The sequence below is a fragment of the Botrimarina sp. genome (assembly GCF_040219535.1).
GTDB lineage: Bacteria > Planctomycetota > Planctomycetia > Pirellulales > Lacipirellulaceae > Botrimarina.
This window is the reverse complement of the sequence record NZ_JAVJSH010000031.1, coordinates 1-19,282: the sequence shown is the minus strand read 5'-3', so window position 1 is coordinate 19,282 and position 19,282 is coordinate 1. Positions and strand designations below refer to the sequence as shown.

The following is a 19,282-nucleotide window of genomic DNA, read 5'->3' as shown; positions in this document are numbered from 1 at the left end:
GGGCCTGTTGCGCTGGGCGCCGCGCCGAGGGTCTAGCCGCTCGGCCGCGGGCGCCGATACCCCCTGCTGAAGCCCAACGACACAACGAGCCAAGCGGTCGGCCCCTACCGAGGGCGGCCCCCTTTTTCCTGGAGAACGCCATGACAATCCAATTCATGCAGCGCGTCGCGGCCGCGGTCGCGTGTGTGGGTATGCTGGCGCAGCCGGTGGTTGCCGCCACGCCAGTCGCCGCGCCGCAGGCCGTTCCGGCGGTCGCCGACATCGCCCTTGGCGAGGGCGGCCTGTTCACCGGCAAAGTGGTCAACGCCCAGGGGGCGCCGGTCGGCCATTCGCCGGTGTCGGTGCGCTTGGCCGATCGGCCGGTCGCCGAAGCGACCACCAACGCCGAGGGCGTGTTCGCCGTCGCGGGCCTCGGGAGCGGCCTCTACACGGTGGTCGCCGACAACGGCCAGGTGACCTACCGCGTGTGGGAAGCCGGCATAGCGCCGCCGGTGGCCAACAAGTCGGCGTTGATCGTGACCGGCCAAGAGGTACTCGCCGGCCAGTACCCGGGCTATTGCGAACCGGTCCCCCAGGGCCATCCGGGCATCCTCGGCTGGGTCCGCGAACACCCGCTGCTGGTCGGCGCCGGCATCGCCGCCGCGATCGCGATCCCCATCGCTGTGGCCGACGACGACGACGACGAGCCGGCCTCGCCGTGAGCCGGCCGGCTCGCCGCTGAGCCGCGGCCCCTAAAACGCACCCCTGACCCCGCCCACCGCACCAAGCCGCGGTGGGCGGGGTTTGCTATTGGTCCGGCTGAAACGCTCCGCTAGGGTCCGCGCTCACGAGCCGAGGCCGGCCGTGACCGCCCCTCGTTCGCTGGAGCGAAACGATGAGACTCCCCACGCACCGAGCCCCGGCGCTGCGTGCCTTGCTCGCCGCGTTGCTCGCCGCGGCTCCTTGTGTCGCCCGCTCGCAGTCGCCGCCGCCGGTGGCGCCGCACCACAGCGCTGCGGCCGCGCAAGCCGCGCGGGGCGAGGCCCCGCGCCCCCGGGTGATCGACGTCGAGCTGCAACCCCAGGACCTGCTCGTCGGCCAACTCGTCGACGCGAGCGGCCGGCCCCTGCCGGGCGAGCGCGTCACGGTGACACTCGCCGACGGCCGCCAAGCCGAGGCCACGACCAACGCCGACGGCGGCTTCGCCTTCCGCGACGTGCAGGGCCTCGCCACCGTCTGGACGAACGATTCGCTGGCTGTCACCCGTGCGTGGAAGCCCGGCGCCGCTCCGCCCAGCGCCACGCCCGCGCTGTTGCTGGTAGAAGACCAACAGGTGGCGCGCGGGCAGCACTACGCTCACCCGCGGACCCAGCAGGTCTTCGACCGCGGCAAGCGGCTGATGGCCAACCCGCTGTTCGTGGCGGGCGTCGTGGCGACGGCCGTCGCTATCCCGGTCGCCCTGGCCAACGACGACGACGACCAGCCCGCTTCGCCGTAAGAGCCGACCTCAGCGCGACGACCCCAACGGGCCCCGCAGGCGGAAAGGCTTCTCAGGCCGACTCGGCAGAGGACCAGACGCCGGTCGATTCCCATCGATACGCCACCGCCCGCCGGCCGATTTACGAGAGTGGCCGGTCGCAAGGAAGCGAACCGGGGCTCGAGTCGGCTCAATCCAGGCGGGGCGCGACATGGCGGTCGGCGGTCTGTTTCGGTACGCGCGTGAGACGTTCTTCTCCAAGCCGACGCCCGAGAAGCAGTTGCTGCGGCTCGTGAAGCCCACGCCCGTGCGGCGCGTGGTCGAGGTCGGGATCGGGTCGTTCGCCATCACCCAGGCGCTGCTCGCGTCGGTCGTGAAGCAGGCGGGAGGAGAGCCCGTTCACTACACGGCGCTGGACGAGTTCGACCAACGGCCCGCCGGCGCGGCGCCGCTGTCCCTGAGGGACGCCTACCGCCGCCTTTCGCAGAAAGGCGTCCGGCTGCGCCTTGTGCCGGGCGACCCGATCGCCAGCCTGGTCGGCGAGTCGAACTCGCTCGAGAACACCGACTTGCTGCTCCTGACCAGCGACGCGACCGACCTGCGACTCGCCGCCGCTTGGTACTTCGTGCCGCGGATGTGCCACCCCGGCACCCAGATTGTCCGCCAGACGGCCAGCAGCGATGCCGAAGCCGCTGGGGCGTGGGAAGTCGTGCCGCTTTCGACCGTGGCGCGCCTGGCGGCTCGCCCGACGCGCCTCGCCGCATAGGGCTAGGCCCCGCCGTTGCTGCCGGTCTTAGCCGACACGTGGGCAGCACGAAGTCCGGAGCGGGACCCACGGTAATCTGCCCAATCGGTCCCGAACCGACTAAGCTTTTAGTGCGTCCCACAGGGGAGACGCTCGGCCTGGCTCCCGCCCTCAGCACGAACCGCTGGGACCCGAGCCCGCCGGACCGCCTTGGCGGCTAGGAGCAGCGGCTGTGTCGAGTGACTCGCTGGAAAATGCCGAAACGATAGCAGCCCCTATGGGGGGGTTTGCGGCGGCCCCCGCTGCGGCTGCGCCGCACTTTTCGCGCTCGCGGTCGGCGGATCCCGGGTTCGGTGGCTCCGGGTCCCGCAGCACGGGTCGCCTCGGCGAGGCGGCGCTCAACCTGGTCCGCTTGGTCGAGGGGAGCACGCCCCACCTGTCCGGCGAGACCCGCGGCGTTTTGCAGCGGCGGCTGCTGATCGCTTCGCTGCTGTTCTTCAGCGGCTTCGTGCTGTTCCTGCTGCGCGGCGTGATCTTCTACCAGGAGACCTACGCCGCGTCGGCGACGCACGTCTTCTACGCGCACCTGGCGGTGACCTGCCTCACCGGCCTGACCTCCCTGTTGCTGTCCCGCAAGGCCGAGCTGTCGTTCCCGGTCCTGCGGGTCTTCGAGTGGACGATCTTTGGCGCCGCGGCCGCGTTCTTCACGCTGATCACCCAGAACCGGATCCACGTGGCGGCCTCGATGGGCGAGGGCGCGCACCTGCCGGTCGTCGTGGCGCCGTGGCTGCTGCTGATCTTTATCTACGCCCTGTTCATCCCCAACTCGTGGCGCCGCGCGCTCCGCTTCCTCGCCCCCGCGGCGGCCCTGCCGCTGGCGGTGATCGCTTTCCAAGCGGTCAACTGCCCCTACTACCAAAAGTGCGCGACCCAGGCCGCCTACGGGGACTATCTCACGGAGCAGGCCCTCGAAATGCTCTTCGCGCTGCTCATCGCGGTGGTCGGCGTGCAGACGATCAACACCCTCCGCCGGCAAGCGTTCGAGGCCAAGCAGCTCGGCCAGTACCGCCTGAAACAACGCATCGGCGGCGGCGGCATGGGCGAGGTCTACCTGGCCGAACACCAGATGATGAAGCGCCCCTGCGCGATCAAGGTGATCCGCCCCGAGAAGGCGGGCGACCCGCGGACGCTCGCCCGGTTCGAGCGGGAGGTTCGCTCCACGGCGAAGCTCTCGCACTGGAACTCGATCGACATCTACGACTACGGCCGCACCGACGACGGCACGTTCTACTACGCGATGGAGTACCTGCCGGGCCACAACGTGGGCGAGCTGGTCGAACGCGGCGGGCCGCTGCCGCCGGCGCGGGTCGTGTACCTGATGGACCAGGTCTGCCGCGCCCTGGCCGAGGCCCACGGCATGGGCCTGGTGCACCGCGACATCAAGCCGGCGAACATCTTCTGCGCGTACCGCGGCGGCGAGTTCGACGTGGCGAAGCTGCTCGACTTCGGCCTCGCCAAGCCGACGCTCGAAGCCACAGAAACCGCCGACGCCGCGTTGACCCAGGAGGGCGCGATCACCGGTTCGCCGATGTTCATGTCGCCCGAGCAAGCGACCGGCGAGAGCGAGGCCGACGCGCGCAGCGACATCTACTCGCTGGGCTGCGTGCTGTACTACCTGCTGACGGGCAAGCCGCCGTACCCGTACGACCAAGCGGTGAAGGTGATCATCGCGCACGCGTCGGAGCAGGTCGCGCCGCTCCGCGACCACCTGCCCAGCGTGCCGGCCGAGCTGGAAGAGATCGTGCTGCACTGCCTGGAGAAAGACCCAGAGGACCGCTTCCAATCGGTCGACGACCTCCGGCACGCGTTGCTCGACGCGCAGCTCGACGACGAGTGGTCCCCCGACCGCGCGGCCGAGTGGTGGCGCTGCAACGGCTGCCCCCAACGCAAGGCGATGGCCGCCGCGGCGCTCGAGGCGGCGGCCGTCTGAATCGCGGGCTTCTGGACCGACAAGCCCATCGGTGCTCCAGAACAGGACCCTCTGCTCAGCGACCGAGAGCCGGAGCCGATACCGTTCTGATTTACCGATCGACACCCGAGCCGAGGGCATAAGCCCTCGGAGGGCTAGCGCTTGGAGTCATTCGCGCGATTGAGCTGTTCCGTGATTCGCTACGAGGGCTTGTGCCCTCGGCTCCGGTGGTCGCTCGCAGGGGCAATCGGAGCCGATCACTTTCGCGTCGAATCGAGCCAGCACTCCGCGTTGCCGGTTGAGCGTGTAGTCGATCGCGCCGAACAGCGCTTCTTCGTCGTGGAGCCGACGACGCGATCCGCTGCGGGTCCACCACGCTCCGCTTGCCGGACGGCCGAATCGCTCGTTCATCGCCTTGCTCGCGTACCCCTTCAGGTCGCGGAAGAGGGTCTCGGTGCGGATTGCGTGCGGCGCCGCGATGACCAGATGGATGTGGTTCGCCATCACGGAGATCGCGAACAGCTTCCAGCCGCGCTGTCGCGCGGTCGCTTGGAATTGCTCGCATACCGCGTGGGCCAGCTCACGTGAGAGCCGGACTGCCGGTCCTCGCAACGTAGCGCGGCTGCTCCGGGCGAGACCTACGATCGCCGGCTCCAGAGCGTCGCCGTAGCAATCGTGTTCGATTCGCTTGTCCGACTGCGGGTCGCCGGGGCGCCGATCGCGGACCGAGGTCACCGAGCCGCGGCGATCCCCCGGGAGCCAAGTACCGTAGGAGCCAAGTCCCGTAGGTCGTGCTCGTAAGTAGCCAGTACGCGAACTCTGGCGGCATGGTGTCGGTCCTGATGCGGATTCCGCGGGTCAATCGGGTGGTGAACAAATTATCACTTCCATCGGGGCTTGCAAGCTTTTTCTGGTGCGCTCCGAGGGCTTATGCCCTCGGAGCGAATCACCAAACCGCCCTCCGTTCGCAGCCACGCACCCGCGGCCCGGAGCCTGGGCCCGCCCCGCCGGGCCGTTTAAACTGAGGGGTCTGTCCCCGCGTTCCTGACCCGGCCTCGCCGACCGCCATGCCAACGAAGCCCCGCACGCTGTTCGAGAAGATCTGGGACGACCACGTCGTCCACGCCGAGGAAGGCCGCTCCACGATCCTCTACATCGACCTGCAACTGGTCCACGAGGTCACCAGCGCGCAGGCGTTCGAGGGGCTGCGTCTGGCCGGGCGGAAGGTGCGCCGTCCGGCGCGGACCGTGGCTACGGCCGACCACAACGTGCCCACGACCGACCGCAGCCTGCCGATCGTCGACCCGGTCAGCAAGCTCCAGATCGAGACCCTCGAGCACAACTGCGCGGAGTTCGGCGTGCGGTACTACGGCCTGGGCGACGTCAACCAGGGCATCGTGCACGTGATCGGCCCCGAGCTCGGCTACACACAGCCCGGCATGACGATCGTGTGCGGCGACAGCCACACCAGCACGCACGGCGCGTTCGGCGCGCTCGCGTTCGGCATCGGCACCAGCGAGGTCGAGCACGTGCTCGCCACCCAGACGCTCTTGCAGCAGAAGCCCAAGACAATGGAGCTGCGTGTCGACGGCCAGCTCGGCCCCGGCGTCACGGCGAAGGACATGATCCTCTACCTGATCGGCCAGATCGGCACCGCGGGCGGCACCGGCTACTGCATCGAGTACACGGGCGAGGTCGTCCGCGGCCTGTCGATGGAAGGCCGCATGACCGTGTGCAACATGTCGATCGAGGCCGGCGCCCGCGCGGGCATGATCGCGCCGGACCAGACCACGTTCGACTACCTCCAGGGCAAGACACACGCCCCCAAAGGCGCCGATTGGGACGCCGCCCTGGAGCGCTGGCGCGGGCTGCCGACCGACGACGGCGCCGCGTACGACAAGTCGAACGTCTACCAGGGCGCGGACATCGAGCCGCAGGTCTCGTGGGGCACCAACCCGGGACAGGTGGCGGGCGTGAACGGCCGCGTGCCCAACCCGTCCGACTTCGTCGACCCGACCGACCAGAAGACCACCGCCGCGGCGCTCGAGTACATGGGCCTCAAGGCGGGCCAGCCGATCACCGAGCTGAAGCTCGACCGCGTGTTCATCGGCAGCTGCACCAACGCCCGCATCGAAGACCTCCGCGCCGCCGCGGCCACGATCAAGGGCCACAAGGTGGCCGGCCACGTCGACGCGATGGTCGTGCCCGGCTCGGGCGTGGTGAAGCGTCAGGCCGAAGAAGAGGGCCTCGACCGGGTCTTCAAGGAGGCCGGCTTCGACTGGCGCGAGGCCGGCTGCAGCATGTGCCTGGCGATGAACCCGGACAAGCTCAGCCCCGGCGAGCGCTGCGCGAGCACCAGCAACCGCAACTTCGAAGGCCGCCAAGGCCGCGGCGGCCGCACCCACCTGGTCAGCCCCGCCATGGCCGCCGCCGCCGCGTGCGCCGGGCACTTCGTCGACGTGCGCGAGTGGGGGACCGGGTAATGGGACGGATTGTTGCGCAAGTTGTGATCGAGAACGCGATGGATCGCGAAAAGCGGATCGAAGCCAGCGCCATGGTGGACACCGGAGCCACCTACCTCACCCTCCCAGAATCGTGGAGCGATCGACTGGGTGAGTTTGAAAAGAACGAAACAATCGAGATCGGGCTTGCCGACGGCTCCACTCAGAAGGCTCGGCTATGCGGGCCTGCACGCATCACGATCGAGCGTTTCAGCCCCATCTACGGAGAAGTCCTTTTTCTGCCGATGGGTGGCGCCGAGGGTGCACCCGAACCGCTATTGGGATACATCCCGCTCGAAAGCTCGCGAGTAGCCGTCGATATGCTCGGACATCGGCTTGTTCCGCTGAAGTACGCTGACCTGAAGTGATCTCACCGCTGAGCCGCAGAGGACGCGCTATGACTCGATGCCGGCGGTCTCAACGCGCACATTCCGCAATCCGCAATCCGAAATCCGAAATCCGCACTCGATGACCCCCTTCACCCAGCACACCGGCGTCGTCGCCGCGATGGACCGCGCGAACGTCGACACCGACCAGATCATCCCCAAGCAGTTCCTCAAGCGGATCGAGCGCACCGGCTTCGGTCAGTTCCTCTTCTGGGACTGGCGCGCCGACGAGCAGGGGAAACCCAACCCCGACTTCGAGCTCAACCGCCCCGAGGCCCAGGGCGCCAGCGTGCTGCTCGCGCGGCGCAACTTCGGCTCCGGCTCCAGCCGCGAGCACGCCCCCTGGGCGCTGGAGGACTACGGCTTCCGGGTGATCGTCGCGCCCAGCTTTGCGGACATCTTCTACAACAACTGCTTCAAGAACGGCATGCTGCCGATCGTGCTCGGCGAAGCGGAAGTGGAGGACCTGTTCCAGCGCGCGGCCCAGCACGCGCCGTACAAGCTGACGGCCGACCTCGAGGCCCAAACGCTCACCGACGAGCACGGCTTCTCCGCCAGCTTCGAGGTCGACCCGTTCCGCAAGCACTGTTTGCTCAACGGCCTCGACGACATCGGCCTCACGCTCGAGCACGAAGACAAGATCTCCGCCTTCGAGGAGCGCCACACGCATGCCGCGCCGCAGGCTTAGCGCGCTCGTGCTCGGCGCGGCGGCCCTGCAGGCTTGCGGCGCCGCCGCGGCCGAGCCGGCGCCCACCCTCGTTCTCGACGGGCTCTCCTCGCCGAGCGGCCTGGCCGTGTGGCGGCGGCCGACGGGCGAGCCGGAGCTCCTCGTGGCCGAGGAGGGCCGCGTCGTCGCGCTGCCGATCGGCGAGAACGCCGGCAAGCCCGTGCGGACGGTGATCGAAGAGCTCCCGCCCGGCCCGACCCGCCTGGCCGCCACGCCCGACGGGGCGGTCCTGGCGGCCAGCGACGGCCTGCTCGCCCGCTACGAGCCGGCCCCCCAGACGTCGGAGCCTGCCGCCCAGGTCGAGCTGCCAGGCGGGAAGCCGACAGCACTGGTCGCCAGCGCCGACCACGCTTTCACGGTACACAGCGGCTCGCTCCGGAGGAGCCGCTTGGTGGCCGGCCGGCTGACCGAATCGCGCGAGGTCCGCGCCGACTGCCTCGCCGCCGCCTTCGCGCCGCGCGGCTACTTGGCCGCGCTGCTCGGCCCCACCGAGGGCGACACCGCGCTGCGGCTGGCGCTGATGAACCCGGCCGAGCCGGGCGAGCAGGCCGTCGAGATGCCGGTCGAGGGCCTCGCTTCACCCACAGCGATCGCCTTCGGCGGGCGCTCAAGCGACGCGGTCCTCTACGCGATCGACGCCGACGGCCTCTGCCGAATCGACTCGGATCTCGACGCCAGCGGCCGCCCGCGCGGCGTGGCCAAGCGTCTGGCCGAGATCGAAGACCCACGCTCCCTCGCCGCCGCGACCGACGGCGCGGCGTACGTGACCACGGGCGACGGCCGCGTGCTAAGCTGGCCGCCCGACTGAGTCACCCGCCGACGGCCGCGACGACGGGGCGGCCCGGCGCCCTCGCTCGACAAGTCCCGACGCCAGATCTCGACAAGGCCCGGCGCCTTATCTCGACAAGGCCCGACGGCTTATCTCTACAAGCAAAGCCATGTCCCGACGCGAAAAAATCGAAGCCCTCCTCGCCGACGATCCGCGCGACGCGTTCCTGCGCTACAGCCTGGCGATGGAGCTCGACAAGGAAGGCGACCACGACACCAGCCTCGCCCGCTTCGACGAACTGACCAAGGACGACCCGCCGTACGTGCCCGCCTTCTTCATGGCCGCGCAGCAGCTCGCGCGGCTCGAGCGGGTCAACGAGGCCCGCGCTTACCTGCGCGACGGCATCGAGGCGGCCCGCTCCCAAGGCGACGCGCACGCGGCCGCCGAGATGAGCGAGTTCCTCGCCACGCTCGGCGCCGAGGGCGAGTGAGTCCCCCCGCTCGCAAGCCCCGGGGGTAGAACCCGCCCGCGCCAGCGGCCATGCTCTGAGAGACCGGGCGGGTCGGGTTTCTTAACTTCCCTACCAACTCGAGGGCATCGAGATCGTGACCACGACACGCCGCCCGAGCCGGGCCGTCGGCCGCTTGTCGCTCTGCCTGCCGCTCCTCCTCGCGGCCACCCCCACCCACAGCCACGCGTGCACGACCGCCGTGGTCAGCGGCCGCGCGACCCCCGACGGGCGGCCGCTGCTGTGGAAGAACCGCGACACGCGCTCGAGCCAGCACAACGAGGTCGTCCTGCTCGACGGCGAGCGGTTCGGCGCGATCGTTGTCGTCAACGCGGGCGAGCGCCGGTCGGTCTGGATGGGCGTCAACGAGGCCGGCTTCTGCATCGAGAACTCGCTGAGCCGCGACCTGAAAGTCGACGAAGAAGTCTCCGGCCCGAACAACGGCGGCTTCATGCGGATGGCGCTGGGCCGCTGCGCGACGGTCGACGACTTCCGCCGGCTGCTCGACGAGACCAACCAGTCCGGCCGCACCACCCTGGCCAACTACGGCGTGATCGACGCCCACGGCGGCGCCGTGCTGTTCGAGACCGGGCCGAACTCCTACGCGGCGTTCGACGCCAACGACCCCGACCAGGCGCCCGACGGGATCGTCGTGCGCGCGAACTTCGCCACCACCGCCCGCGGCCTGCCGGCCCGGCCCACGCCCGACGCGTTGGCCGAGGTCTACTCGGGCGAGCGTTACTGCCGGGCCGCCGCGTTGCTCGCCGAGTGCAAGTCCGACGGCGTTTCGGTCGACGAGCTGCTCCGCCGCCTCGCGCGCGACCTGAGCGACCAGTCGGGCCGGCCCTACCCCGGCGCGGTGAACGGCCCCGACGGCTCGTTGCCCGACCGGATCCCCACCGCCAGCACCATCAGCCGGCTGACGACCGTGTCGGCCGTCGTGTTCCACGGCGTGCGGCCCGGCGAGGACCCGCGGCTGACGACCATGTGGACGATGCTAGGCGACCCGAGCTTCACGATCGCCACGCCCGTGTTCCCGGTCGGCCCCGCGCCGGACGACCTGGCCGACGAGCACGGCGGCGAGATCGGCGAGATCGCCCTTACGCTCCGCGACTGGAACCTGACCCACCGGCGCGACGGCGTCGTCGGCCGGCGCCTGCCGGGAATCTGGAGCGACCTCTGGCGCGAGGAGGACCGGCTCGTCGAGCAAACGCTCGAGCAGAAGAACCGCTGGGCGGCAGCCCTCGCGCCGGAATCCGACGCGCCGGTCGCCGACATCATCGCCTGGCAAGAAGCGGCCGCCGACTGGGCGATGGCCGCGATGGTCAAGGAATTAGCCGAAGCCAAACAAGCCGCCCTCGCCGCGCCGGTCGCCCCGGCGAGCTGGCGCGCCGACGAGCGGCCCGCCGACCCCGCGGCGGCGCCGCGCGTGGCCGTCTACGACCACTCCGAGCCCTACGAAGGTTCGGAGAACCTCGCCCGCATCCTCACCGCCGACGCGCGGTTCGACACCCGGCCGGTCACCCCGCAACAGATCCGCGACGGCGCGCTGGACCGCTTCGACGTGCTCGTCATGCCGGGCGGGTCGGGCAGCAAGCAGTCCGAGAAGCTCGAACAAAGCGGCCGCGCCGCGATCAAGCAATTCGTCGAGCACGGCGGGGGCTACGTGGGCATCTGCGCGGGCGCGTACCTGGCCTCGTCGCAGTACGAGTGGTCGCTCGGCTTGGTCAACGCGCGCTGCTGGGACCGCGTGCACTGGGCCCGCGGCACGGGCAAGGTCCGCCTGGCGATGGCGCCGGCCGCGGAGAAGCTGTTCGACGCGTCGGGCCAACTCGAGTGCTACTACGGCCAAGGGCCGATGCTCGCGCCCGACGACGAGCCCGACCTGCCCGCGTACCAGGTGCTGGCGAGCTACGCGACCGAGGTCGCGAAGAAGGGGGCGCCGGAGGGGGCGATGGTCGGCATGCACGCGATCGTCCGGAGCGAGTACGGCGAGGGCCGCGTGATCCTGTTCAGCCCCCACCCAGAGAAACCGGGCGGCCCGAACGGCCTGATCGCCCACGGCGTCCGCTGGGCCGCCGCCGGCAGCCCGAGCGTCGCAACTCGCCCCGCCGCCCCCGCCCCGGCGACCGGCGGGGAGTGAGGCGACTCGCGCAGAGACGCAGAGACGCAGAGACGCAGAGAGGTTGGGCGGGAAACGAGGACCGCTGGTTGGCCGGGCTGTGCCTGACGCCGCCGCGGTTGACGGGAACCGGCGTCAGGCGAAGCCTGATCTATTGTGCTACCGCTTTGACGCAAGCTCCTCGTCGGTTAGCGTAGCCAAACAGCCAAACAGCCAGACAGCCAGACAGCCAGACACGCCGTTCGCCGTGGTGATGCTGTGAGCCGACCTATCCGCTACGCCCGCCTCTGGCTGCGTTGGACCGGGGCGGTTTGCTGCTGCGTCATCCTGGTGTTGTCGCTGGCGCTATGGCCAAGAAGCTACTTCTACCACGACTGCGTAGATGTATGCGGCCAAGATGGTCGGCAATACCGGGCGCTCTGCTTTGTCTTCGGGCGTTGGGATACGCCCTTGACGCCTTTGCCACGGCGCACCTTGGCGCTAACTGCACCGGAATCAAGTTCGAGATTACTGGTAGTACCAACCGTAAGAATAGAGTCGTTTCCAAACTTCGATTGGTACGCCGCCGCACTCCGGTGGCACGGCGGCAAGATCCCGCGGCCCGACGATCTCCTCAGTTGGCGAATTGTCAATCGTCTTTGGTTCGTTGGACTTGTGTCGGCGATCGGAGCGTTAGTCGCGACTTGGCCAAGCTTCGCTGTTGGGCGACAGCGGATTCGATTCCGCATCGCCGACCTACTCGCTATATCGGCGGCAGTGGCTTTCTCCGCGGCTTTCACACCCCCAGCGTTTCGCAGCTACTACGACGGCGGCGCCGTCATCGTCAACGAGGCGGCATTCCTGACGATTGCTGCTTACGCTGCCGGTCGCTGCACTTGCGGCTCTTCCGACACGCGCCGGTTCGTCGGCGTCGCAATTGCCTCCGTTTGCCTCGGCGGCGCCGGTGCGCTCGCGTTATTCTGGTGGCACATCGTGGAGAATCTAGATCCTTTGGCGTAGCCTGGAGCCGGACGCCATGCTCACACGCGTAGCGGATGAGCATGCGGCGCGGAAAAAGCGGGCTCACATGCTCATCCCCTGCGGGGGTGAGCATGGCACCCGGCTTTCCATCTGGGATTTCTGACACAAGAAAGCAGAACAAAGCGTTGGACGAGGAGTCGCGGTTCGCGTCGGCCTTGAATCCAAGGTTGGCTCGCCGCGGCCCGGTCATCGCCGTCGTTTTGTCGGAAGCACTTCAATCACGACGGCCGAATGAATGAACCGCATACGCACAGCTTTCATTGCTGCTGTAATCGCTATGTTGTGCGCGGCTTCGGCATGGCAATACGGCCGCAACACCTGGATGACAATTCAGCAGTCGTTCGCGGATGAACAAACCGAGGTCTTCTCCGAAATGACTAGCAAGGCGACCGAGGCACTAAAGAGACAACCACCGGACGTGAAAGCAGCTGTTGGATTTCTAGAATACACCCACGGATACTACCCAACGGGCACCAAACAAACACACGGCTCAGCTTTGGACCGAATAGTCGAGCGTTCGAGGTCGAACGCTGAATCTCGGATCATTGAAATGCTGCGTGACGCAACGGGTCTTGATCATGGCGCCGATGCCGACGATTGGATTCGCGAATTGCGCAATCATGCAGAGTCGGACAAGTGAGGCTGAGGCGATCTAACTAAACGTGCTAGTTCCGTAGGTCAGGCTGTGCCTGACGCAGCGGGTAGCCCCGACAATCGTGAGCGAGCGGCTTAGCTTACCGAGCGACGTCGTCCGAACGCTTGTCGGGGTGCGGCAGCACAAGAGGCGGAGCGGTTGCCTCGTGCCGCTACGCCCCCCGACGAACTTACGACCAAGAGCCGGACACCGACAAACGGCTGAATGGGCTCACCCCGAGCGCGACGCTGTCGTCGGCCGACTGTTGGCGCCACCCAGGTGATTAGGCGCACGCCCCGGCGTGGCCAAAACGCAACTAGCGGCGCGCCGCTTGGGCGACAATGCGGGGTTCGTTGCGGCGTGAGAAGCGCCGAGCCAGCGTCGAACGCCGCAGGCGCGTTGCGCGGAGCGGCGCCGTTTCGTTACACCCCGGAGCCGATCGGGGCAGTTGTAACGCTTCGCTAAGTCGTTGGCGGCGAGGCGCTTAACGCCGGTTTCGACACGTTCAAGCGTGACAACGCGTTCGCGGGCGCGCCGCGTTTGTTTCAAACGAACGGGGGCCGTAAGTTTCGTAGGTCGGGCCGTTGCTGACGCCTCGCCGCACGACGAGAATCAGCGTCAGGCGAAGACTCGACCTCTGTACTACCTGGAAGGGCGTCAGGCGGATCCTGACCTATCGCACTGGAGAACAGAATGCGAGCGTTCGGACTGCCCCAAGGTGCAACAGCACTAGCAGCAGTCGTCGTTGGGATCCAAGTTCTGAGCTTCCCATCAGCCTTTGGCCAGGAGCATCTCGTTCCGGCTATTGCCGATCCCAAGCCGTTCAGAGTAGGCGACCTGCGGTTCGTTCACCCACCCCCGTCGAAGCCCCACGACAAAGAGGGCGCCGAGGGTCTGGAGGGCCTCGCTTCCGTGCCGGACGTCATCGATACAGCTTTCCCTAGCTCTCGCATCGAGGCATTGATTGACGATCAACTGCCGAGCCATCGACTTCACTTTCGAGACGCCGCGCTCATTCGGCGAAGACACGGTGGTCTGGGGTGGCCGCACGACAAGCCTTCGTACCTTTGGCTTGTCTCGTGGGAAATTTTCCCATCGGAGGCCGGATTCACTGGGGCGCCCTGGGTCTACCAAGGCATCGCGACTGGCAGCGGCGAGTTGATCCCTCCCGAAGTGTCGCTTTGGAGCGCTTTTCCTGTAAACGGCGAGGGCCTGTTCATCCGCTCCGAGTTCGCGCTGGAGAATCGCGACCCAACCGGTGAGGAGGGCGTGCTTCTCGGCGAGCAGATCGCGGAACTGGCGAAGAAAACCCTGTCCGAGTTTTCGGACAAGCACTCGCTCGAGTCCGTTGGAAGTGCAGAGGAATCGCGCGGTCAAGGCGAAGCGCTTCGTTGGCGACTACAGACGCAGGGGATCATCCGGCTAGGCGAGCACCGAGCCTGGGAGATGGGCTTCACAGACGCGAATTGGGAGCCGTGCGAGGCATTGGAGTACAGATCGCTAAAGGTGTGGGCGACGCTTGATGGCGAGCTGTCCAAGCTGTCGCTTGGCGGCGAGTAGCTCACAGGGCGCTATTCGACGGAGCCGAACCGCGTTGATCGTATGACATACCCAAGAATGGTGCGATTCTGCTTCGCGGCACAGCAGCCTGCGTTGCGAATCCCTCTTCGCGACGTTGGTCGCGATCACGCGCGAGGGCTCCACTTGCTTGGCGCTCTTGGCGTCTTGGCGGTTCCCCCGGTCGGGGCGGCTGTGGGGACTCACTCGGGGTCGCGGCCGAACACGCACAGGCACATGTCGTCGGACTGGTCGTGGCCGTCGACGAACTTTTGCACGTCGTCCAGCACGTGCTGGCCCAGGTCCGCCACGCTCGCCGCGGCCAGCTTCACCTGCGCGAGCAGCCGCTCGGTGGTGTACAGGTCGCGGTTGGCGTTCATCGCCTCGCTGAAGCCGTCGGTGTAGGCCGTCAGCGATTCGCCGGGCGCGAGGGTGAGGGTCGCCGACTCGAACTGGAAGTCGTCGACCACGCCGATCGGCAAGCCGGTGATCTCTTCGTAGATCTCTTCCGCGTCGCCGTCGCGGCGGCGGAGGATCGGCGGCATGTGGCCCGCGTTGACGAGCTGGACCTCGCTCTTGGCCGGGTCGACCACGGTGAAGATCATCGTGACGAAGCGGTCGTCCAGGCCCTGGGCGGCGAAGTTGCGGTTCACGTAGTTCACCGCCGCGCCGAGGTCCGGCTCGGTCGCCAGCGCGAAGCGCACGTCGCTCGACAGCTTGGCCATCACGATCGCCGCGGCCACGCCCTTGCCGGCCACGTCGCCGAGGATCACCGCGAAGCGGCCGCCCGGCAGGTTCACGTAGTCGTAGTAGTCGCCGCCGACCTGGCGCGCCGACTCGTAGTAATCGAAGAAACCGTAGCCGTTTACGGTGGGCGGGCCGGGCGGCAGCAGGGCCCGCTGCATGCGGGTCGCCAGCTCGAGGTCGCGCTGCAGCGCCTGCTGCGTGAGCATCTGCTCGTGCATGCGGGCGTTGTCGACGGCCACCGAGGCCTGGCTGGCCACGGCGGCGAGGACCTCGAGGTCCTCGTCGGTGAAGCGGCTGCGTTGGTTGAGCGTGTCGATCTGGATCACGCCGATGGACTCGCCCTCGCTGTCGATCAGCGGGCAGCACATCATCGAGCGGATCTGGAACTGGGCGATCGACTCGGCCATGCCGAACCGCTCGTCGGTGGCCGCGTCGGCCGAGAGGATCGCCTTCTTGCCGGTCATCGCCTCTTCGACGATGGTCCGGCTGATCCGCGCCTGCTCCTCGAGCTCGCCGCGGCGGCCCTTCACGGCGACCGGCACGAGGGGCCCGTCGGGGCGGGGCCGCATGACGACGAAGCCGCGGTCGGCCTGGGTGAAGATCTTGAACAGGCTGTCGAGGAGCTTCGGGAGCACCTCGTCGATCGAGATCGCGCGGCCGATGCCCTTGGAGATCTCGACCAGCGCGGCGAGCTTCGCCTCGGGGCGGGCGGACATCGACCAGCCGGTGTCGGTGGTCTCCGTGCCGCCGAGCTGGATCGTGGCCAGGCGGTCCGAGGAGCCCTCGATCGGCGCCCCGCCGTGCGTGTCGTCGACCATCTCGACGAGGCTCGACGTCTCGCCCGACAGGCCGCTGAGCATCGGCGACCGGTGCGGCGCGTCGGGGTCTTCGAACGTGAACTCGTGGTCGCAGATCGCGATCCGGTCGCCGGGCCACAGCGGGGTCGGCGCGGCGATCCGCTCGCCGTTGACGAACGTGCCGTTGCGGCTGCCGAGGTCCTCGATCAGGTAGTGGTCGCCATCGCGGCTGACCTTCGCGTGCCGCCGGCTCACCGCGGCCACGTCCAGCGCGACCTCGCAATCGCTCGACCGGCCGATCACCGCCGTGGGCGTCGGCAAATCGAATGCCTGCCCCGGCTGGAGCCCTAGAATCGTTCGGAGCAATGCCATTCGCGACGCGCGTCGGGGTGCCTGCTGTGGGCCGCGTCAGGCGACGACCCGACCCACGGCCACCGACGGAGTTTAGAGCGCCTGCCGAGAGCGGGCGAGGGGTTGGGGGGGAGGTGGCGGGGATGAGGGAAGAGGGAAGCGGGAAGAGGGAAGCGGGAAACGGCCAGCGGAGGGTCTCGGTAGGGTCCTGCCCCCTGGGCCCTGCGGCCAGCCACCTACCTTGATCGCCACCCCGGCGCGCTCTACCTTTGGTCCCTCGGGCCCGGTGTCGCCACAAGCCGCCGCGGGGCCCTCTTGGGGATTGGTGTAATCGGTAGCACGACGGATTCTGATTCCGTTAGTCGGGGTTCAAGTCCCTGATCCCCAGCTCTCTTTTACCCCTTGTTTTTAAGGGGTTTTCGGCCCGCGGGCGGATTCTGAGTTTGGGCAGCGTTACCTTGAACGTTACCTGAGGCCGGGTCGAGCGTCTGGAACAACGCGTCGGCCAGCTCTTCGCTGTCCTCTTCGACGTAGTAGCGCATCGTCGTGGCGATGTCGCTGTGCCGCATCAACGCCTTGAGCCGCGCCGGCGACAACGACCGGCTCCACCGCGTCCCGAACGCGCGGCGAAGGTCGTGGGCGCTGGCGAACTTCTTGTCCGTGACCTTCACGCCCGCTTGCTTCCCGATCGCGCAGACCACTTGCGACACGCTGACCGCGTGGCGGTGCACGGCGAACACGCGGCCGCGCCGCCGCGCCGCCGGGACCGTCTCAAGCAGCTCGGCGAAGTCGGGCGTGATCGGCAGCACGCGGTTCTTCTTCCCCTTCTCCACCACCGCCGGGATTCGGAGCATCGGCCTACGCCCGCGCAGGTCCACGCTGATCGCGTCCGGGTCGTCCTCCCACGTCAGGGTCAGCGACTCGCTGAGTCGCAGCCCAGAGAGCCACAGGCCCCGCAGGTAGAACTTCCACGTCGCGACGCGCGGGTCGGCGTCGATAACGTCGTCGTCGGCGTCCGGGTCCAGGTCCTTCGCGACCACCTTCGGCACGGCGGTCAGCATCCGATCGAACTCCTCGGTCGTGATCGGTCTCCCCTTCATCCCGGAGGCCAACCCGGCGCCCTTCGGCGGCCGGCAGTCGGGAACCTCGGCGAGCATCCCGTGCCGCTGAGCCCACTTCAGCGAGGCGGCGAGGTGGCGGAGGTAGTTGGCAACAGTCGTCGGCCTGAGCCCTTTGTTGCGCAGCTCCGCCCGGAAACGCGACACGGTCGGAGTCGTCGCGTCGTGCAGCCACTGGATATTCACGACCCGCTCGAACGCGTTGAGGGCGACTACGTAGCTGGACCTCGACCGCGGCGCCAAGTCGCCGAGGTGTTGCTCGATGAACAGGTCGCGGAAGGCGCCCCAGGGGACGCGGGCGCCCTTTTGGTAGCGGCCGGCGCGGATGTCCGCCTCCCACTGCGCCGCCAGCTTCTCGGCGTCTTTTCGGCGATCGGTGCCTGTCGACTTGGCCACCTGCTTCCCGGTCGTCGGGTCGGTGTACCTCATGACCCAGTTCGGCCGGTCTTTGTACCTGACCACGTGCACGACGACTTGGTCGTTCATGCGTTCCGCTCCTTCGTTGGGCGCAGCTCTAGGCCGTAGAACCGACAAAGCGTCTCGGCGTGGTCGAGCCGCAGCGTGCCAACCGCGTCGGCGAACCGGGTCAGCGTCGGCCGCGCGATCCCCGTCTCACGCGACAACGCGTTGTAGGACTGAGGGTCGGCGAGCACGGCCTCGCGCAGCCGGTCGGCGATCGGGTGGTCGGGCATGACCAAATATATACCGATAGCGGCGATAGCTGGCAACCGGGGGAGAAACGAGCCCCGCACGCGCCGCCTAGCGCGCTCGAAGCCCCACCCGTGACAACGGAGCCGCCCCTGCGCCGAAACGCGTGAGACGGGCTCCTGGGGGCTCACAGAGAGAGGGCGCCGAGAACCCGGTCGACACGGGCGTCGTGGTGGTGATCGCCGGCGCCGTGATCGTCGACACCATGGTCGGGATGGGCGGGGGCGCCGTGATCGCGGTCACAGGCGCCGCTCGGCGGATCGCCGGGTGTTCTCTTCGATATCGAGGAGAACTTGCGTGCCCTCAATCGTCAGGCGGATGCCGAGGAATAGCAGCACCACGCCCACGGCGAAGAAGATGGCTTCGCCTATCAGCGATGCATCATCCTGGGCGATGCCAATCGCTATGCCGACCGCCGCGCCGAAGCCGTAGAGCTTCCGACCCGATTGGCAGAGAAGGCTGCGGCGTACCGCCGGCCGGTAGTCGCGGTGGCGCCAGTGATCGGCGCCGCGGCGCCTGTCACGCCGCCGCGGCTCGCCAACCAGCAAGCCACGGCGCCGGCGCCACGGGCGGCGCCCACTCGACCGGCAGCGTGACCATCGCGTCGACAACAACGTCGTCGGCGCCTACTGCCCCAGCTCAGCCACCCGCACGATCGCCAGCTCGACCGGCCGTGCCTCGACCACCGTTCGTCTGCGCCGCGTCTCGGCGTCCCACGTCGCCCTGATCGCGGCGCAGGCCTCTCGTATCTCTTCCGGCGTCGGGTCGCTTGGCGTCCGGTCCGAATCGCCAGCCGCCGCCGTGGAAGTTCTCGACAAGCCGGGGGTCTCTCATCGGGTTCATCACCAGGTGAAAGCCGGTGAACCGGCGGGAACCACTCACCCGTGCGGGCCGGGTCGAAAGCTCGGGGCGAAGGCCCTAGCCCCTGACCCTCGACCCGACCGCGCGGGCGCACTCTGTCACTCGTCTCGAATCGCTTGCCTCAGCCGCTCGCACTCCGCCGCGGCTTCGGCGGCCAGCTGCGACGCGGTCGCCGCCTCGAGCTTCAGGAACTCGTAGTCGTCGCCGCTGGGCGGCTCGTAGTCGGCTGGCGACTTCTCCCGCTTGCTGGGCTCGACCGGCTTCCACGAGAAGTCGCCCACGTACCGCTCCGACGTTTCTTGCCGG

At 68.3% G+C, this 19,282-nt stretch carries 18 protein-coding genes and 1 tRNA gene; 13 read left to right on the top strand and 6 right to left on the bottom strand.

The window, feature by feature from the left end; all coding sequences use genetic code 11:
- Positions 1–140: 140 nt before the first annotated feature.
- From RIC11_RS17960 to RIC11_RS17945, 4 genes are all read left to right on the top strand, one after another.
- Entirely contained in the window at positions 141–701 is a 561-nt protein-coding gene (locus RIC11_RS17960) for a carboxypeptidase-like regulatory domain-containing protein (protein ID WP_350213650.1), read from the top strand.
- A 173-nt stretch (positions 702–874) separates the two neighbouring features.
- On the top strand, positions 875–1,477 hold the full coding sequence (locus RIC11_RS17955) for a carboxypeptidase-like regulatory domain-containing protein (RefSeq protein WP_350213649.1): 603 nt from the start codon (positions 875–877) through the stop codon (positions 1,475–1,477).
- A 190-nt stretch (positions 1,478–1,667) separates the two neighbouring features.
- On the top strand, positions 1,668–2,222 hold the full coding sequence (locus RIC11_RS17950) for a hypothetical protein (RefSeq protein WP_350213648.1): 555 nt from the start codon (positions 1,668–1,670) through the stop codon (positions 2,220–2,222).
- Between the two features lie 256 nt (positions 2,223–2,478).
- A complete protein-coding gene (locus tag RIC11_RS17945) occupies positions 2,479–4,191 on the top strand; it encodes a serine/threonine-protein kinase (RefSeq protein ID WP_350213647.1) in 1,713 nt (570 codons plus the stop codon).
- A gap of 147 nt (positions 4,192–4,338) precedes the next feature.
- On the opposite strand, the gene RIC11_RS17940 is transcribed toward RIC11_RS17945, so the two are convergent.
- A complete protein-coding gene (locus RIC11_RS17940) occupies positions 4,339–4,782 on the bottom strand; it encodes a transposase (RefSeq protein ID WP_350213646.1) in 444 nt (147 codons plus the stop codon).
- 455 nt (positions 4,783–5,237) lie between these two features.
- Between RIC11_RS17940 and leuC the strand changes: the two genes are divergently transcribed.
- The 8 genes from leuC (at position 5,238) to RIC11_RS17900 (ending at position 14,397) form a co-directional block, all read left to right on the top strand.
- Positions 5,238–6,653: a 3-isopropylmalate dehydratase large subunit gene (gene leuC, locus RIC11_RS17935; RefSeq protein ID WP_350213645.1), complete on the top strand. Its 1,416-nt coding sequence runs from the start codon at positions 5,238–5,240 to the stop codon at positions 6,651–6,653.
- 23 nt (positions 6,654–6,676) lie between these two features.
- Entirely contained in the window at positions 6,677–7,039 is a 363-nt protein-coding gene (locus RIC11_RS17930; RefSeq protein ID WP_350213644.1) for an aspartyl protease family protein, read from the top strand.
- A gap of 100 nt (positions 7,040–7,139) precedes the next feature.
- Positions 7,140–7,745 carry a 3-isopropylmalate dehydratase small subunit gene (gene leuD, locus RIC11_RS17925; protein WP_350213643.1) on the top strand — a complete coding sequence of 202 codons (606 nt, stop codon included), beginning with the start codon at positions 7,140–7,142 and terminating at the stop codon, positions 7,743–7,745.
- Complete coding sequence (locus RIC11_RS17920) at positions 7,726–8,592, top strand: hypothetical protein (RefSeq protein WP_350213642.1); 867 nt, start codon at positions 7,726–7,728, stop codon at positions 8,590–8,592. Before leuD ends, RIC11_RS17920 begins: the two co-directional genes overlap by 20 nt.
- A 130-nt stretch (positions 8,593–8,722) precedes the next feature.
- Positions 8,723–9,043, top strand: coding sequence for a tetratricopeptide repeat protein (locus RIC11_RS17915; protein ID WP_350213641.1), 321 nt, complete (start codon positions 8,723–8,725; stop codon positions 9,041–9,043).
- Between the two features lie 115 nt (positions 9,044–9,158).
- Positions 9,159–11,204: a BPL-N domain-containing protein gene (locus RIC11_RS17910; protein WP_350213640.1), complete on the top strand. Its 2,046-nt coding sequence runs from the start codon at positions 9,159–9,161 to the stop codon at positions 11,202–11,204.
- Positions 11,205–12,438: 1,234 nt separating this feature from the next.
- On the top strand, positions 12,439–12,843 hold the full coding sequence (locus RIC11_RS17905; RefSeq protein WP_350213639.1) for a hypothetical protein: 405 nt from the start codon (positions 12,439–12,441) through the stop codon (positions 12,841–12,843).
- Between the two features lie 687 nt (positions 12,844–13,530).
- Positions 13,531–14,397 carry a hypothetical protein gene (locus tag RIC11_RS17900; RefSeq protein ID WP_350213638.1) on the top strand — a complete coding sequence of 289 codons (867 nt, stop codon included), beginning with the start codon at positions 13,531–13,533 and terminating at the stop codon, positions 14,395–14,397.
- A gap of 200 nt (positions 14,398–14,597) precedes the next feature.
- Here RIC11_RS17900 and RIC11_RS17895 read toward each other — a convergent pair whose 3' ends face one another.
- A complete protein-coding gene (locus tag RIC11_RS17895; protein ID WP_350213637.1) occupies positions 14,598–16,310 on the bottom strand; it encodes a SpoIIE family protein phosphatase in 1,713 nt (570 codons plus the stop codon).
- A gap of 295 nt (positions 16,311–16,605) precedes the next feature.
- Between RIC11_RS17895 and RIC11_RS17890 the strand changes: the two genes are divergently transcribed.
- Positions 16,606–16,677 (top strand) — tRNA-Gln (locus RIC11_RS17890).
- 7 nt (positions 16,678–16,684) lie between these two features.
- On the opposite strand, the gene RIC11_RS17885 is transcribed toward RIC11_RS17890, so the two are convergent.
- The 4 genes from RIC11_RS17885 to RIC11_RS17870 form a co-directional block, all read right to left on the bottom strand.
- Positions 16,685–17,893 (bottom strand): tyrosine-type recombinase/integrase, encoded by a 1,209-nt coding sequence (locus RIC11_RS17885; RefSeq protein WP_350213636.1) that lies wholly within the window; start codon positions 17,891–17,893, stop codon positions 16,685–16,687.
- Positions 17,890–18,099, bottom strand: a complete 210-nt coding sequence (locus RIC11_RS17880; protein ID WP_350213635.1) for a helix-turn-helix domain-containing protein — start codon at positions 18,097–18,099, stop codon at positions 17,890–17,892. The genes RIC11_RS17885 and RIC11_RS17880 overlap by 4 nt, the downstream gene beginning before the upstream one ends.
- 255 nt (positions 18,100–18,354) lie before the next feature.
- Entirely contained in the window at positions 18,355–18,663 is a 309-nt protein-coding gene (locus RIC11_RS17875) for a hypothetical protein (RefSeq protein ID WP_350213634.1), read from the bottom strand.
- Between the two features lie 411 nt (positions 18,664–19,074).
- Positions 19,075–19,282, bottom strand: a 208-nt coding sequence (locus RIC11_RS17870; protein WP_350213633.1) for a hypothetical protein, incomplete at its 5' end; no start/stop codon positions are given.